Genomic DNA, 17,304 nt, shown 5'->3' with positions numbered 1-17,304 from the left:
ACTCGAATCGAGTAACCTTTGTATTAAATTAAATAGTAGTTTTTATTCTGTTTTGATCAACTCTTTTACGGTTGAAGACTGTGCGCTATTAATATGAACATAATAAATACCGCCTGGCCAATCTTGGGTTGCTATACTATAAGTATTTAATCCTTTTTGAACATTAATTTCTTTAGACATAATTAATTGCCCAATTGCATCATAAACAATAATAGAAGACTGCTTGTCAGAAATAGAGGTAATCTCTAGTGTTGCATTGCCTTCAGCAATAGGATTAGGGAAGAGGTTGATGGTTTGTACATTTCCATCTTTGACAAGGGCTGCTACCACAGAATGCGTGTAATCAACAGAACCATCTGTATTTACAATTTTGATGCGGTAATAATAATTAACATTAGGCAAAACAGCATAGTCATCAATGGAATAATTTTGTAGAATTTGGCTATTACCAGTAGCAGTATGCGTTGTAATAGGAGAGAAGTTGGCATCATCTGTACTTCTTTCGATAACAAAGTGATCTACATTAACTTCCTTACTTGTTGACCAATCCACCTTAATGAATTTGTTATTAATAGGAGTTGCAACCAAATCAACAATTTTAGATTCTAGTAGTATAATTCCAGAAAGTACACCAAAGGCAGAAAAATCTTCAAATCCTGTTCTTTTTAGATTGGTAGGAGTTGGTCCGCAGTCATTGTGCAAAGGATTGGGAGCTGGATAAGCAAAAACATCGTCTTTGGAAATTGTCCAAACCGTTCCCGACCAAGGAGTTGTAGGATCTTGTGGCCAAACACGAATTTCATACTGTCCACCGCTACTAACATTGTTAATATCGTCAAAAATCCATTCGCCATGTCTATCGCCCCAAAAATCATTCATATTATAACCACTACATTCGACTGCTGCCCCCATGGTATTATTGGGACTACCTGCTTGGTAGTAGCCAGAAATAACATCATAAGAATTGGCACCAAATACAAAATGTACATATTGAAACCCTTTGTTACCTGCATTGTTAGCGGTAGCCACATCAGGATCTAGACCTATGAAATAACCATAAGTACCTCCCGCAGCATTGATCGCACGGCGATGTTTTCCAATAATATAACCATTGTCTTGGAGTGACATATTGTTATTGCCCGATTGGTGCCAAGTATCATTAATGTAATTGCCTTGTCCTGCTGCTGCATTCATCATACCAAATTCGGCAGCATAGTTAGAACCATTAGCAGGATAACTTATGGCACCTGTTGTACCAATATCATGGGTAACGATATTGGTCGCCATGGTTGGACCTAAACCCTGTGGGTCAAAATTAACCGATCCTCTTACGTCAGCTACATACTGAGGAGTAGAACCAGCACCGCTATTAACTAAATAAACAGCACGTTGGTCATTGTTGAGTTCCAAATTATAAAAAGAACCATCGTTAACGCCAATTTGAGCAGTGCCACCTCGAACAGCATAACTACCTGAAATAAACTGACGCTCTCCAATATTGACATCGCTATTTTCAATCAAAGTTGTACCTGTTCCTCTTTGTTGAAATAACTCATCAGAGTACATATTGCCCTGCGTTTTAAGCAAGCCGTTGTTTTCTAAGACACCAGTAGCTTGATGCATGTGAACGTCACCCCAAACATGCACTTCTGCCCCTGCTTGGATGTGAACTAATGCTCCATTATTATAAAATTCATTGGAGTGTTGTGCTTGCATGGGAATACAATAAAGGCTACTTATAAGGAGCAAGCAATGAAGTGTAAAATTTTTAAAATACATATGTTTACTGTTTTATTAATAGGAGTGTAATGGGGGATTTTAGATTTTGTTCTCTTCTGGTTTAGGTTGAACTAATGTTCTTGGGAATTAAACTTTGGGATGAAAACAAAAAATAAAACAATGTTATTTGATATAGTTTGTGAGAAATTCTGTGGTTATTGATTCTATAACGCTTTATTTTTTTGAAAGTTGTTAATTAATGGCTTTAAAATCAATTTGATAAGCGTTTTTTTTTGCTTTTTTTAAGGAAAAACTAAAAAAAACACAAACTACCACACTTAAATATACATAGAATATTATAAAAAAAGAGTAAAACGACCAAAAAATAAAAATATATTTTGTTGGAGATGCTTTATTTTCAGTTGATTATCAGCTAAAGTTCTGCTATGGGGTTGTTTTTTTGAGGATAGGATCGTATTGAACTTTTGCTGTTATATTTTTATCTTGGTGATGATCTAGAATGCTTTCTTTTACTTCATGATTGGATAAACGCCCCCAATAATTGGAACCAATATTCAAGGTATCTTGCGCTTCATCCGAACAAGGGGCAAATAGGGTAATGTGGTATTGTTTGCAATTATAAAAATTATTATTTTCAACCGTAGAATTGCCTTTGTTATAGTATTGGCAAGATAATTTTAAGTTGGTTTTATTGTGCTTAAAATCATTGTTATGAACCAAAAAAGAAGAGCGTTTACTCATTTTGTGAAGCTTGATAGCATAATCTTCAAACTTGATAAATTGATTGTCACTGATGTTTACGATTCCCCCTCCCAACATCCATACAACAATACCAGAATGCCTGCCTCTTGCCGTAAACCTTTTTAAGATATTATCTTTAAACGTTGTGGTGCCTCCTAGCAATATAGAGTTACAAGCAATCATTTTGTTATTGGTAACCGTTGCCAAGCTAGTATTGCGTATATTCAGTACTCGATTGCAGTTCTTGAAGGTAGAATTACTAATCCACATTTCCGCTTGTCGTTCCGTTTGTATTGCCGTATAGCAACTTTCAATGGTACTGTTGGACAGGTTAATGTCACAGCCTTTGGATCGAATTAAATGAGCGGGAGAGTTGCCCGTTCCTTTGAATACACAATAGTCAAAACAAATCCCTTCTTGTGTACTAGGGTTATAATCATTACACTCTTTGGAAAAATAGAAGCCATTCCAATCCGAATCTCCCAAACCAGTAAAGCTTATTTTTTGGCTGGGGCTACCCTTGGCGATCAAATTTCCTGCAATTACTATTTGTGTTTCTTTTGAAAATAAAATTTTGGTACCTGCCTCAATCTCTAAAGTAGCACCAGATTGAATGGTTATATCAACAGTGACAATATATGGGCTGTTGATTTTGAGCCATTTGGTGTCCTTGTCTATATGCTGACTGACATAAGTTGTTGCTTGTAGATTGCTAAGTATACCAATCCATATAAAAACAACATAAAAGTATTTATGAGAGCGCATTGTATATATTTTAATATTGTACGAAATATCAAAAATGTAGGAATAAATTTTACTAACAAAAATACTATATTATTTTGATTTTCAAAAGGATTAAATGTAAATATCCATGTATAAGTGCAGAAATTATAAATAAAAATAAGGTGTAATAATAGGTTAGAATTACCTTGTTTTAAGTTTTGTTCTTTTTTTCAAATTGTTCCAGTTTATTGAGTAATAAATCCTGAATGTAAATTTTAGTAGTATGATTTTCTTGCCATTGTCTAAGTGCGTCTAGTTTTATTTTTTCAGTCTGTAATTGATTAATTTCTTCTAGACTTTGTTGATAATTCTCCTTTAGTAGTTTTATTCGAGGGCTATTTTTTTTGTATTGTTTGAACAAATGGATTGCTTTTGGATGATCTTTTTGAATGTCTTTGGCTAACGTTTGGATTGCCTTTGTTTGGCTTTCTAGCAGCAGTTTTTGAGGAGCATAAGTTTGTTCTGCTTCTGCTCTTACTACACCTATTTTAGACAAAAAAGTTTGGTGGTCTTCATTTAATTGTACCTGTGTTTTTTTGGCAGCGGCCAGTATTTCATTCGCTTGGATTTTTTCTTGGTCGCTTTCTTTTTTTAGGAGGGACACCTGCTCTTGATAATCGGCATCGATTATTCTTGCCTCAATGGTCATTTTACGATCTAACTCTTTGCTAAAAGCAGCCAATTCTTCTTTGCTTTTGAGGTGCAATTCTACGGTTTTTTTCTTGACTCGATCCGCTTCTTCTTCTAGCTCTTTGTCTAAGATATTTTGAAAATTAATGCTTACCGCAAAGGATTGTTTTAGTTTTTGTATTCGTTCATGATGGGCTTGTTCCTGCTGTTGAAGCTCTATTTCCGCCTTTTGAACAGAACGATTGTGCCAGTTTAATTTTGGTTTGAGTGTCGATAGTGTAGGATCATTGGACAGTTGCTCTATAATACTAGAATATTGCGTTAGATTAAAGAAAACCGTTTTAATTTTTTCTTCTGTCTCTTTGATCCAATAAGCTAATTCAACTGGATTATTATGCAAACTAGTATCTTTCACCAATTCATTAATTTCAGTTTTAAGTTCAACCATTGATGCTTCTACTGCACTGGAAGTATGTTTCATACTTTTTAATAAATCTTCTGGATGGAGAGAAGGGGGATGGTTCGAGGTATTTTGGGAAAATGGGATTTCTTTTTCTAATAATTGAAGGATGATATTAATATGAGGGTTCTTTATGTTTTGATGAATGATAAGTTGGCGAAAGCGATTCAACTCTTCTTGTCGTTGATGTTGGATAAGACTTAGCTGTTCGTTAGTTGGTAACTTTTTTAATAAGTTGATGTAATAAGTAAGCTCCTGTTCCGATTTTAGTCCTAACTCTTTTCGGATTTTTTGCAAGGATCTTCTTAACTGTTTTTGAATGCTTTGTTGACTTTTCTTGAGCTGATTTTGAAACAAGTTTTCTCGTTGCAAAAAACGATTATAGTTATCTTCTTCACGCTTTCTATTCCTTGAAATTTTTTGTTTAAACTTTTTTAATGCTTTCTCAATGCTAGTGTTTTGTTTTGTTTGAAAAAGGATCAGTTGCTCTTCTTTTTGAGTTTTTAGCTCTTGTAGTTGCGTTTGATGTTGTTGATGAATTATGTTTGTTTTTATCCCTTGCTCAATCTGATCCAGCGTATTTTGTTGTACGTTAATGGTTCGTTCTAAGCTCGTTTTTAGATTTGCATAAGTGTTGAAAAAATAAGCGGAATAACGGGCATCGTTTTTTAGCTTTGTATGAAACTCCATAGAGAGTTCCCTATAGGCTGCGAGTTCTTTTTTCCTTGCCTGAATAATTGCTGCTTCTGCTGTTGCTGCCCATGCTTGTAGTGCTTCCTGCTTTTGTCTTAAGTCAGCTCGTTTTTTATAATAATGCTCAATAAAAGCAAGCGAAATGTGTTTTTCTAATGCTTGTGCTTGTTGTGTTAGCTGCTGCTGTTGTTTGTCTATCACGGCGCTAATGGTATGGCGAAGCATATCCAATTGCTCTTTAGGCGAATATTTTTTGCCTTTTTGGATATTTATAAGTTGATAAGTGGAAGGAGATAAAATATTGCTTCCAATTTTTTCAAACGCCTGATTGGGATTCACTAAAAAATGTCGAATGCCAAAGAATAAGATAAGCAAACCTATCACTGTCAAATAGGGAAAGAAAAGCATAAAAACTATGATGGCAATAATGACAACTAAGCCCTCGCCAAACAAGTATCTGATCTGTTTAAGGTAGGTTTCATATTCATTTTTTAATTGTTTTTTTATCCTTTTATCATCCTTCGAAATTGACGGTTTCGGCAGGAGAATATGCTCCTGTTTAAATTTTTCTTCAAGTGGTGGAATTACCATAGATAAGGTACGAACAGTATCTGAAGGCAAAAAGTATAGATTGGAAGGAGGGATATCTAATTTAGGAAGTTTATTAAAAGGAAGCTTCAACAAATCAGCCAATACCTCGCACCAATCCATTGCCGTAGGGCGTAGATCAGGAGATACTCCCCCTGCCTCAAAACAATTGTGAAAAAGCTCTTGTAAACTACTTGGAGCCTGATACAATTGTCGGTGGGGAGGAGGGATTACCTTAAAAAGGTCCTTTTTTTGGCTGTGATGCACATAAAGATGGTGCTGAATTTTATCATTCAAGCCAACCAAATGATCATAAGGCGGATGACAAGAACCTGCAAAGGGATGCAAGCCAAAAAGCAATTGATAAAAAATAACCCCCAAACTAAAACGATCCCATGTTTCTTCAATGGTATCTCGTTTTTGCCAATAATGTTCTGGTGGGGTATATTCTGGGGTGGCTACAGGAGCCGAAAAAATAGCTTTGCCATCCTCTATTACCTCCACCGAGTCCATATCTACCACTGCAATCAACCCATTGGGTTGCATCAAGACATTATCAGGCTTTAAATCTACCAAAACATAACGACCACTAAGATGTATTTGTTGAATAACAACGGCTAAATTAAAACAGGTATGAAGCCTAAGCTTTAAGGCTTCTTTTTGCCCAAAAGCAAAGCGTTGCCAAGCTTTGTCGGCTCTTCTAGGAAGTTTGCCCAAGGTGAGCTTAGTGAGCTTTTTACCTTCGATTTTTACAATTAAAATACCAATAAATCGCTTGTCTTTATAAATTAAATCCTGCACCCAGCCAATGGATGGATATTGATTGGGCTGAAATTCAATAGGAGGGTGCTGAATGAGGTATTTCATTTTTGCCTCCCGCTCAGGACTGCGTTTTTCTGGATAATAAATCTTTGCCACCAAATGTTTAAAGGCTCTAGGGCTTACAACGGGATAAATTGCTCCTTCTCCACCACTTGCAAAAGGCTTGGCAGTGATTTTTATCTTTTCTTTGCTGTATTTGGTGTAAAAGTGTAGTTTATTAGGCATTAGAGTTGGTATTTATAATAGGGAGTTTAAATGAGTTCATCTCAAAAAACATCTATTATCCCAAAAAGATTCCTTGTCGTAATCACTCTAATATAATAACTCTCTACGATTTTTGATAAAAGAACCAATAGAGAATAACTTACTCCCTATTGGTTCAATTGGGTTAGCAACTATTTAACCAAATAACGATAATCAATCCAAGCCAAATTTAATTGTAAAATCAATTGCAAATAGCGTTGTTTGGCGGCAATAATTTGCGTTAGACCTTGCAATACATTTAGATAATCCAGTTCCCCAATGCTATAAGCCTGTTGACTCAACGCTTGTTGTTGTTGGAGGTTGGGCAATAGCACTTGTTCAAAATGGCTGAGTTGTTCTTGGAGCAAAGTCATCTGGTTTAGTGCAATAGCTTTTTGACTGTTTAGCTGTTGTATTTGCCAAGTTTTGTTTTGCGCTAGAATTTTTGTGGTTAACTCGTTGGCTTTAACTTGTGCTTTAATCCCCTTGCTAAATAAAGGAACATTAAGCCCTATTTGTGCTCCAAAGTTGGGAAAGGTTTGGTCTACAACCTGTACCTGAAAACTAGTAGATATTTGTGGTAGCAATTGACTTTTAATCACCTCACTTTGTAGCGTATTGGCAGTCATTTGTTGGTCAATTTGTTGAACTAAAGGATGCGTTTCAATTTCATTTGTTGAAGCAGGAATACTCAATGGAACAAGTGCTGTGTCCGAAAGTCCCTCAATGTTATTGTCCATCAAAAATTGTTGAAGGAGCATCAATTGTGTCGTATAATTTTGTTGCGTATTCATCTGTTGCAGCTGGATTTGTTGCTTGGCAGATTGTGTACTAATAATGGGTAGTTGCCCTGTTTCTCCTACTTCTGCTCGCTTTTGGGCAATCTTTTCTATTTTGGTATAAAGGTCAAGCAGTTCTGTATTGAGATTTTGTTGACTTTTAAGAAATAGAATCTGTTGATACAAGCCCGCTACAGAGCGTTCCAATTGTTTTTGGGTAGCTGCTTTTTGCCATTCTCCCGTTTGGGCTAAAGCTTCCTGTAACGCAACTTTTCGTTGGGCAACCTGAGGGAGATTAAAATCTTGTTGCAAATAGATACTGTGTACTCCTGAACCTGCCAATCCTAGTTCTTCAAAACTGTAGCCCATCCCCATGGCAGGTTGAACTTTGCCCGCATCTTTTAAAATACGTTGTTGTTGGATGTACAAATCTTGTTGTAATACATTGGGATGCTGTGTTTTGATGCGCTCAATCGCCTCTTGCATGCTAATGGTAGTTTGAGCCTTAAGCCCTAAACTGGTCAGCAATAAAAAGCTGATACTTATATAGATGTTCGTTCGTTGAAAATAAAAAATCAAAGAACGATTAATAGTTTTATTCATAGTTATATGTTTAGACCGTCAGTCGAATTACTTAAGGAATTCGACTGACGGTAAAAATTGAAAATACATTATGCGTTGTTGGTAGCTTGACGCTTTAATAGGTAAAAAGTACAAGGAACAACAACAAGATTGAGTAGGGTAGAAGAAATTAACCCACCCACAATAACTACAGCCATGGGGCTTTGGATCTCATTTCCTGCCTGTCCTCCTGCAAAAATTAAAGGAATTAGAGCCAGACCTGTTGTTGTTGCAGTCATTAAAATTGGGTTCAAACGATCTAAAGAGCCTTCTATGATGGCTTCTTTTAAGCGGTGTCCTTCTGCGATCAAGGTTTGATAACGAGAGATGAGCAACATGCCGTTTCGAGTAGCAATTCCAAATAAACTAATAAAACCAATGGTGCTGGCAATGGAAATAATGCCTGAATCAAAGTAAATCATAAACACCCCACCAATGAGTGCCAAGGGAAGATTGATTAGAATAATAACAGAGAGCCAAACTTCTTTGAATTCTCGCATAATTAAAAAGAAAATGATAACCAGCGAAAAGAAAGAAGTGAGCAATAACATACTGGTTGCTTTTTGCTCGCTTTCAAACTGACCACTATATTCTATATGATAACTTTCGGGCAATTGAACCGTTGCAGCAATTTTAGCTTGTATAGCCTCTACCGCACTTTTCATATCTCTATCGGCAACATTGGCTGCAATAACTAGCTTGCGGCGTACTTTTTCTCGATTGATGCGTTCAGGGCTACTGTTCGAAACAATTCTAGCCACTTTGCCAAATGGAATTTTGTCTCCTTCAAAGTTTTCAATTAAGAGATGTTCTAATTTTTCGATTTGATCTCTAACATCTTCTTTTAAGCGCAATTTTAGATTAAAACTACGTTGATTTTCGTAGACTTGCACCACTGTTTTGCCCCCAATGGCAATGTCAATAAAATCTGCAAAATGCTCTATGCTAATGCCACTTCGAGCTAACATTTCGTGTTTGGGATAGATGTAGACATGTGGAATTTCTGTTTTTTGATCTAAATTGACATCAACAATACCTTCTATTTCAGAAATGTTTTGCTTGATTTGGTTGCCAATTTGGAACATTTTGGTTAAATCTTCGCCAAATAGCTTAATTGCAATGTTAGAACGAGTACCTGAAATCATATGATCGATACGATGGGAAATTGGCTGTCCAATATTGATGGTAACTCCTGGAATATTACCAATTTTAGCCCGAATATCTGCCATGACAGCACTTTTGGAGCGCTCTTTCATGGTTAGAGGGACTTCAATTTCTGAAGCATAATGACTCTGTGCATGTTCATCCATAGAGGCACGACCCGTTCTACGTCCTACCAAATCAATTTCGGGAACTTCGAGCAATAGCTTTTCTATTTTTTGCCCGATCTTGTTGGTTTCTGTCAAGGATGTTTCTGGTGGAACGACTGCCGATATAGTCAAAGAACCTTCATTAAAGTCAGGCAAAAAAGAACGCCCTAAGCCAGACATGGTTAGAATGGCAACAAGCAATAAAAGAAAAGAAACGGCTAAGATGCTATAGGAACGTTTTAAACTTAGTTGGAGTACCTTATTGTAAAGGCGCATCAAACTTCGAATGACAATGTTATACTTAATCTGTTGTTCTTTGGCTTCTTGGGCATCTGTTTTTAATAGAACGCTACACAAGGCTGGCGTAATTGCTACTGCCACCAATAAAGAAACAATGATAACAATTAAAAAGGCAACTCCCAAAGGTTGCAATAACCGCCCTTCAACTCCACTAAGGAAAAAGAGTGGAATAAAGGAAGCTATAATGATAAGGGAAGAATTTAGGATGGAAGAACGAACCTCAAAAGTAGCATCATAAATGATACTTAATTTACTCTTTTGTTGTGCGAGGGGCAAAATAGCATTCTGCCGCAATCGTTTATAGACGTTTTCTACATCAACAATTGCATCATCTACCAAAACACCAACAGCAATAGCTAAACCTCCCAAGGTCATGGTATTCATTGAGAACCCCATAAGGTATAGTACCAAAATACTAGTTAATAAGGACAGTGGAATGGTAATAACAGAAATTAGTGTGGTGCGCCATTCCATTAAAAATAGAAAAAGTACCAAAATCACAAAAAAGACACCTTCCAATAAAACACGTTGTAGATTACTGATGGAGTTTTCTATAAAATTACTTTGCTTGAATAGATCGGGATCTAGCACGACACTTGGAGGCAGGTTTTGAGCAATCTCTACAATGGTCTTGTCAATCTCCTGCGTTAACTTTAAGGTATTGGCAGTTGGTTGTTTCAGAATGGTAAGCGTAATGGCATCTTTACCATTGATAGAAGCGTTGCCCAGTTTGGGAGCTCCTCCAATTTTGACGGTAGCTAAATCTGCTACACGGACGGCCACATCGCCTTCCATCTTAACAAAGGCTTCTTCTATTTCTTTGATCGATCGGATACGCCCTTTGCCAGAAATGAGGTACTGCTTGCCGTGTTGTTCCAAATATCCTCCAGAAGCATTGTGATTGAGTTGCGCAATGGCATTGTACAATTCATCTAAAGAAACGTGGTGGAGTTTCATTTTGGAGGGCGAAGCATAAACTTGATATTCCTTTTCTTCTCCACCATAAATAACAACTTTAGCAACCCCTTCTACTGCTAAAAGGCGGGGTTTAATGTACCAATTGGCTAAGGTATTCATATCTATTCCAGACATGGAGTCAGAGACCATTCCAACCATCTGAATTTCTCCCATGATAGAGGCAATGGGAGCCATGACAGGATTTTTTACATTATCAGGTAGGTCAGATTGTACGGTACCTAAACGTTCATTGACGATTTGTCGAGCTCTATAAATATCGGTTCCCCAATCAAATTCTATAATAACAGTAGATAGTTCAGAAGAGGAAGAAGAACGCAGTCGCCGAACGCCAGGAGCACCATTTAAGGCTGTTTCTAACTTAAAGGTTACCAAACGTTCCATTTCTTCAGCAGACATACCGTGTGCTTCTGTCATAACCGTTACGGTTGGTGCTGTTAGATCGGGAAAGACATCAATATCTACCTGTGTACTTACCCAACCTCCTGCTAGCATGAGCAAGACAGCAAGTGCCAATACCAGAGGTCGGTTATTGAGCGCATTTTTTATTAATATATTTAACATCTATTTTTATTTTGGGTTGTGAGTTGATGCTTTCTACCTTTTAGGTAAAAAAAGGACTATAATAGTCGTAAACAAACCCACAACTTGTCTTCATAATTGATAAAAGCTTTTTTAGGCAACTAATTTAGTGGTTGTGTCCTGCATGTGGATCAACAGTGCCAGCCATAGAGGCAAGCTTAATTTGCAATGCCCCTGAAGTTACCACCTTGTCATTTAGTTCAAGCCCTGATATAACTTGCGTTATTATGCCGTTGTCAGCACCTATTTCTATGACTTGTTTTTCGTAGCTTTCAGCACTTTTTTGTATAAAAACAACATAGCTTCCCATTTCTTCTATAATAGCAGAACGAGGTATTGCTAGTTGTTCTTGGTTGGGTTGTGTCATCAAAAATACTTCTACCATTGCCCCAGGAGAAAGATCTGGATGGTTGTTGATTTCGAAGTAAATGGGGATATAATGCCCTTCTGCATGACTGGTCATTCTACCAAAAGAAATGATTTTGCCTTCCAAGGTTGACATCGAGTAAGCTTTGTCATTATAGGGGTTGATAAAGTTGGCATCTATAACCGTAGGCAATAAAGAACGATAGCGTGGAGAAACATCTACTTTAACTTGTACACGGCTTGTTTTTAGGATGGAAGCCAAAGGTTGCCCAGCCTTGACAAATTGTCCTTCTTGAACCAAAAGCTGAGAGACAAAACCAGTAGAAGGCGTGGTTGCTAAATGCCGTTTTTCTCCTTTATTGAATAGTTTCTTTAGGTTGTCAAATTCGGCGGCTGCTAATTCGTACTCGTTAAGTGCCAAATCATATTCTTTTTGCCCAATAATTTTATCGTTCAGCAATTTTTGTTTTCGGTCTAAATTTGATTTTTGCCGATCAAAATTCGATTGAGCTTTTAAGAAATTCATTGCTAAGTCATCCTCTATAATCCCTTTGCCTGTAATTGTAAATAACAACTCTCCAGCTCGAACAGCTGTTCCAGAGGTAAGATTCTTTTTTCTTATGGTAACAATTCCATCTCGTTTGGCTACAATCGAAGACAAGTCTGTTGTAGAGGGTTGAATAATTCCCGAAGTATGTATAATATCACCAACAGGACGTTTTAAAACTTTTTCAACAGCAAAATTACTTTTCCAGCTTTGATCCCGTTGAAAGGTAATGCTTCCTTTTTCATCTTGATTTGGATAGTCTAAGTGGAAGGCATCCTGTTTGTTGCTAGCAACAGGAATTTGATTCAAAACAAATGATTGTTTGTTAGAGCCTATTCCCAGTACAAAAACCAAATCATATTTCCCTGCTTTTTTAAAAGGGAGAGTTGCTTCAAAAATACCTTTCTTTTGGGCTGTGGTCGTAATTTTGGACTTGCCTTTTATGTGTATTTCTAAAGAAGCATCAAGCGGTTTGAATCCATTTAGATCGGTCAAAACTGCTCGAATAGAATTACTATTTCCTACTACAAAAGGGGTAAATTCAAGAAAGAGTTCTGTGTCACCTTCCCATAATGTATAAGTAATAATATTTTCTTCTGAGCCGTGGTCGTGCCCTTCGTGAGCATTTGAGGAGGAGGCTCCATGGTCATGTCCTGAGTGATCGTGTCCTGAATGGTCATGCCCTTCATGATCGTGAGAATGACAACCTATTATTAACAATAAATTAGCTACGAATAGCAATATAATCCATGATTTCATAATATGAAAATTAGGGCACAAGAACCTAATGCATTGCTAAGATGTATAGTATAATACCTCTTGTTGAATGATTTAAGTACTTGTACCTAAGGTTAATACTCCGTTAATTAGCTCATTACACTCGTGAGATAGTTTTTTGCTTTTTCCTTTATAGCTTTAACTACAAACTAGCGCAATTAGTACGCTAACGCTTATGAGCTCCCTGAGGTCGGTTCGTTATCACTCGTGAGCCAGCAAGCTGGATTTTGCGTGGTTATTACGTGAGCCTTTGAGTTTTCAACGGAGTAATGTAAGGTAGAATAATTCGAAACTAACGCTACAGATTTGCTTACTTAATATTGTACTTTTCTTAAGCCAATACATAAGCAATAATCCCAATTGTAGAATTAGTTCATTAGAATAAATAAGCGATGTGTTCTAACATCAAAAAATTGGATTATACAGTTTGTGGAGGGTGCCAAATATCGTTGACCATCAGTTTTTTGTAATTGTCAGCATTGGGAGCCCAAGAGATAGACTCAAAGATGGTGATCGGATGCCTTTTAGCAATTGTTTGCCCAATAACTTTTTGATAGGGAGGAGCATTAAGAATAAAATGCACTATCCCACAAGCACAAAATGGCGTACAAGAATGATGGTGATTAGAGGTTTTGTCATGATGGTGATGGTTTTCTTTTGTAGAAAGGGTATCATGACTGCATTTTTGGTGCATATTCAGACCAAAAGCATTTTCCATTAATTGGGTATATAGCACCGTATGATTGCATGGAACAATCATAAGGAAAGAAAAATAAAGACTATATGTTAACAATAAAAAATGCTTCATGAAATAAAGGTAAACAAAAATCATGCACTAAACAATGAACAAGAACAAAGTTTTTTGTTTTGATTCTGTTAAAAGATTGGAAATATACATTTAGGTGCATTAAGGTATAAATAATTTATAAGGTACTTATCTTTTGAAGGTAAAAAGTAGTACCTTGTGAAGCCTAAAAAGAATACAAAAAGTAACTTAAAGAGTTGAAGCAGTCAACTTTAATTTTTTATCTATAAAAGCTTATCGGAAATGTTTGATATTCAGCATCCTGACCGTTTTGTGAACCGTCACTTAGGACCCAATGAAAAAGAGTTAGCTAAGATGTTAGCAACCATTGGTGTAGACTCTTTGGAGCAACTAATTGACCAAACGGTTCCATCTAATATTCGTTACCAAAAAGAGTTGAATTTGCCAGAAGCAATGTCAGAATTTGATTATCTGAATATGCTAAAAGGAATAGCTGCAAAAAATCAAGTATTTAAAACGTACATTGGTTTGGGCTATTATCCAACGATTACACCTTCTGCTATTTTGAGAAATGTATTTCAAAATCCAGGTTGGTATACTCCTTATACTCCTTATCAAGCAGAGATTGCGCAAGGACGTTTGGAGGCTCTATTAAACTTTCAAACTGTAGTCAGTGACTTTACAGGTTTACCAATTGCCAATGCTTCTCTTTTGGATGAAGGAACAGCAGCAGCAGAGGCAATGTCTATGTTTTATAACATTAAAAACAAACGAGCTAAAGGTGATCTTGCCAATCAAATTTTGGTTTCTACCCAAATTTATCCACAAACACTGGATGTAATTTATGCGAGAGCAGAGCCTTTGGGAATTGAGGTTGTTTTGACCGATACATTTGATATAACAGACAAAACATTTGCTATCTTATTACAGTATCCTGATGTTAATGGTCAGGTGGATGATTATAGTGCTATTGTTGAAAAGGCAAAAGCACATAAAGTTTATACAGCGGTAGCCGCAGATTTAATGAGTTTGGCACTATTGACGCCTCCTGGTGAATGGGGAGCAGATGCAGTGGTTGGAAATACGCAACGATTTGGCGTTCCAATGGGTTTTGGAGGACCTCATGCGGCATTTTTTGCCACCAAGGAAGATTTTAAGCGTCAAATACCTGGTCGCATTATTGGGGTTTCTATTGATAGTAATGGTGATCCTGCTTTGCGTATGGCTTTGCAAACTCGTGAACAACATATCCGTAGAGATAAAGCAACTTCTAATATCTGTACCGCACAAGCATTATTGGCGGTGATGGCTAGTATGTATGCGGTATATCATGGACCAGATGGAATCAAATCTATTGCTGGACGTATGCATACATTGGCGCAAATCTTAGATTTGGAGCTAAAAGCATTGGGGTATCAACAATTGAATACTTATTACTTTGATACCATTAAATTAAGCGTTGAAGCGACACTCCAAGGGAAAATAAAAGCGGCAGCTTTGGCGGCAGGAATGAATTTTTATTATCCAAATGAGACAACTATCCAAATTGCTTTGAACGAAGAAGTAGATCTTCAGGCAGTAGCGGATATTGTTAATTTATTTGCAGGAGAAAAGGGAGCGGCTAAGACTTCTACTGAGCAGTTGCTTGAAAAACACAAAGACTTAGACTTGCAAATACCAGCAACTTTGGTACGTGAAAGCGATTATTTGACCCATCCTACCTTCAATAGCTATCATTCTGAAAGTCAGTTGATGCGTTATATTAAACGTTTAGAAAATAAAGATCTTTCTTTGGTGCATTCTATGATTTCATTGGGGTCGTGTACGATGAAATTGAATGCAGCTACTGAAATGCTCCCCGTTTCATGGTCGGAGTTTGCAGATATACACCCGTTCGCACCAAGCGACCAAACCAAGGGGTATGAACAGTTAATTAATGAGCTAGAAGAGTATCTTTGTACGATTACAGGATTTGATGCTTGTTCTTTGATGTCTAATTCTGGAGCACAAGGTGAATATTCTGGTTTATTGGCTATTCGTGCTTATCATCAGTCAAGAGGAGAGGGGCATCGTAACATTGTCTTGATTCCTTCTTCTGCTCATGGGACGAACCCTGCATCTGCAGTATTGGCAGGAATGAAAGTTGTGGTTACAAAATGTGATGAGCGTGGGAATTTGGATCTTAATGATTTAACAGAAAAAGCTGAAAAATACAAAGATAACTTGTCCGCTTTGATGGTCACATATCCTTCTACACATGGTGTTTTTGAAGCAACAATCAAAGAGGTTTGTGCTGTGATTCATCAATTTGGAGGTAAGGTTTATATGGATGGTGCTAATATGAATGCACAAGTAGGCTTAACATCTCCTGGTGAGATTGGAGCAGATGTATGCCATTTAAATTTACACAAAACATTTGCGATTCCTCACGGTGGTGGTGGCCCAGGAATGGGACCTATCTGTGTTAACAATAGCCTTGCACCATTTTTGCCTAAGCATTCATTCCGAACTGTTGGCGGAAGTCAAGGTGTGCATGCTGTTGCTGCTGCTCCTTGGGGCTCTGCAAGCATTTTGCTGATTTCTTATGGATACATTCGTTTATTGGGAAGAACAGGATGTAAGGCGGCAACCGAATATGCTATTTTGAATGCCAACTATATCAAAGCTAGATTGGAAGGAGCCTATGATGTATTGTACACTGGCGAGAAAGGACGTGCTGCTCATGAGCTAATTATTGATCTGCGCAATTTCAAATCGGTCAATGTTAGTGCAGAGGATGTTGCCAAGCGTTTGATGGATTATGGTTTCCATGCGCCAACACTTTCTTTTCCTGTAGCTGGAACAATTATGATTGAGCCTACAGAGTCTGAAGATCAAGCAGAATTGGACCGCTTTTGTGATGCGTTGTTACAAATTCGAAAAGAAATTGACGAAATTGCTACAGGAGAAGCAGATGCCCAAAATAATGTGTTGCACAATGCGCCACATAAACAAACGGTTATTATCAACTCAAATTGGGATCGACCTTATTCTGTAGAGCAGGCCGTATTCCCTTTGCCTTTTGTTAGAGCGAATAAGTTTTGGCCTCAAATTGGTCGAGTAAATAATGCCTATGGAGATAAAAATTTAATTTGTTCTTGTCCTTCAATTGAGTCGTATGAAGAAATAGAGGCATAAACTTTTATGTGTCTTGATCTTATATAATTTTTGGATAAAAAATGCCGACATCTGATGTAAATTGGATGTTGGCATTTTTTGAATGGGGATATAGGGGATGAAAAAATCCACGAATAACCATTTTTGAAAGCAGCAAATTAACACTTTTTAACGTTTAGTTTACATCATTAGGGGGAGAGCTTATTGGCTTGGTATATAGGTGAAATGAATATAAAATCGGGTGTTTCGGGCTGTATGCCGTATAAAAAACTACCAAAAAACCATCCTAAAACAATAAATTCTTTAAGAAATGTTAAAATAACTCCGTTAAAATTGACCTGTTATTTTAATTCTTGATGATTAAAATGTAACTTTGGCAGATTCTAAAAGTAGAAAAGCGGTATCTACAGTAGTTTGCTAAGTAA

General features: G+C 37.0%; 8 protein-coding genes. 1 reads left to right on the top strand and 7 read right to left on the bottom strand.

Annotation, left to right across the window (positions count from 1 at the left end):
* Positions 1–42 precede the first annotated feature (42 nt).
* From AsAng_RS17895 to AsAng_RS17865, 7 genes are all read right to left on the bottom strand, one after another.
* Positions 43–1,716: a T9SS type A sorting domain-containing protein gene (locus AsAng_RS17895; RefSeq protein WP_264788461.1), complete on the bottom strand. Its 1,674-nt coding sequence runs from the start codon at positions 1,714–1,716 to the stop codon at positions 43–45.
* A 447-nt stretch (positions 1,717–2,163) separates the two neighbouring features.
* Positions 2,164–3,246, bottom strand: a complete 1,083-nt coding sequence (locus AsAng_RS17890) for a right-handed parallel beta-helix repeat-containing protein (RefSeq protein ID WP_264788460.1) — start codon at positions 3,244–3,246, stop codon at positions 2,164–2,166.
* Between the two features lie 169 nt (positions 3,247–3,415).
* On the bottom strand, positions 3,416–6,682 hold the full coding sequence (locus AsAng_RS17885; RefSeq protein ID WP_264788459.1) for a hypothetical protein: 3,267 nt from the start codon (positions 6,680–6,682) through the stop codon (positions 3,416–3,418).
* 170 nt (positions 6,683–6,852) lie between these two features.
* Positions 6,853–8,082, bottom strand: coding sequence for a TolC family protein (locus AsAng_RS17880; protein ID WP_264788458.1), 1,230 nt, complete (start codon positions 8,080–8,082; stop codon positions 6,853–6,855).
* 68 nt (positions 8,083–8,150) lie between these two features.
* Positions 8,151–11,249: an efflux RND transporter permease subunit gene (locus AsAng_RS17875; RefSeq protein ID WP_264788457.1), complete on the bottom strand. Its 3,099-nt coding sequence runs from the start codon at positions 11,247–11,249 to the stop codon at positions 8,151–8,153.
* 124 nt (positions 11,250–11,373) lie between these two features.
* Positions 11,374–12,939, bottom strand: coding sequence for an efflux RND transporter periplasmic adaptor subunit (locus AsAng_RS17870; protein ID WP_264788456.1), 1,566 nt, complete (start codon positions 12,937–12,939; stop codon positions 11,374–11,376).
* A gap of 436 nt (positions 12,940–13,375) precedes the next feature.
* A complete protein-coding gene (locus AsAng_RS17865) occupies positions 13,376–13,717 on the bottom strand; it encodes a hypothetical protein (RefSeq protein WP_264788455.1) in 342 nt (113 codons plus the stop codon).
* Positions 13,718–14,005: 288 nt separating this feature from the next.
* Here AsAng_RS17865 and gcvP point away from each other — a divergent pair, with 288 nt between their 5' ends.
* Positions 14,006–16,900, top strand: coding sequence for an aminomethyl-transferring glycine dehydrogenase (gene gcvP, locus AsAng_RS17860; protein ID WP_264788454.1), 2,895 nt, complete (start codon positions 14,006–14,008; stop codon positions 16,898–16,900).
* Positions 16,901–17,304: the final 404 nt, after the last annotated feature.

It is taken from the genome of Aureispira anguillae (assembly GCF_026000115.1).
Taxonomy (GTDB): Bacteria; Bacteroidota; Bacteroidia; order Chitinophagales; family Saprospiraceae; genus Aureispira; species Aureispira anguillae.
Note: the sequence above shows the minus strand (reverse complement) of the source record. Positions and strands in the feature narration are given on the sequence as shown.